The sequence below is a fragment of the Frankia sp. CeTa3Moorea genome (assembly GCF_978021225.1).
Genome location: NZ_CDXDOR010000204.1, coordinates 5,654 through 6,752, shown reverse-complemented (window position 1 = coordinate 6,752; position 1,099 = coordinate 5,654). Strand labels below are relative to the sequence as shown.

Genomic DNA, 1,099 nt, shown 5'->3' with positions numbered 1-1,099 from the left:
CTAGGGCCTGTTCTAAGTCCGGATCACAGTTGGGGTGTTCGTCCTTCGTGTTCGGGTGCTTCGGTGGGTAGCACGGTGGTATGACGCGTGGCGATCTGACCGATGACGAGTGGGAGCTGATCGAGCCGCACCTGCCGCTGGGGGCCTCCGGGCCGATCCCTGACCTGCGTAGCTACGTCAACGCGGTGATGTGGCGGTTCCGGACCGGTAGCCCGTGGCGGGACGTGCCGGAACGGTACGGCTCCTGGTCGACGATCTACGACCGGTTCCGGATGTGGGCGCGCGACGGGGTCTTCCAGACCCTCCTGGACGCGATGATCGCCGAGGCAGCGGCGCGCGACACGGTTGATCTCAGTCTGGTCAGTGTGGACTCCACCGTCGCCCGCGCGCATCACCACGCGGCGGGCATGGCGATCGACCCGGATCTCCTGGGGGACCTGGAAAAGGCCCTGGTCGAGGAAAAGAGGCTTCAGCAACCGGACAAAACGACCCGGTCACCGGGACGGCCGAGGACCCACAGGACACCGAACAGGCACAGCGCCGTACGGAACACCGACGCCACAAGGCTCGGCTGACCGCCGCCGAGCTGGGGCGTTCCCGCGGCGGGCTGACCAGCAAGGTGCACCTGGCGACCGACCGGCGCTGCCGCCCGCTGTCCTTCCTGCTCACCCCGGGCCAGGCCGCGGACAGCCCACGCTTCCTCCCTACCCTGAAGAAGATCAGGGTGCGGGGACGGGTCGGCCGCCCTCGGACCCGGCCGGACGCGGTCGCCGGGGACAAGGCCTACTCCTGTCGCGCCAACCGCGCCTACCTACGCCGACGGAAGATCCGGGCGGTGATCCCGGAGAAGTCCGACCAGCAGGCCAACCGGGCCAGGTGAGGCAGGGCGGGAGGCCGGCCGGTCAGCCACGACACCACGCTTTACAAAGATCGCAACACCGTGGAACGCGGCATCAACAGGATCAAGGAGTGGCGGGGGTTGGCCACCCGCTACGACAAGACACCCGAAAGCTACCTCGCGGGACTCCACCCGCGCGGATCCATCCTCTGGCTACGCGGCCTACCAACATCATGATCTGAACCCAGAACAGGCCCTAGG

1 pseudogene is annotated in these 1,099 nt (G+C 67.8%); it reads left to right on the top strand.

Going from position 1 to position 1,099, the window contains the following annotated elements:
- Positions 1-80 precede the first annotated feature (80 nt).
- Positions 81-1,075 (top strand): annotated as a pseudogene (locus AC08OV_RS22450) (IS5 family transposase).
- The last annotated feature ends 24 nt before the right edge of the window (positions 1,076-1,099 follow it).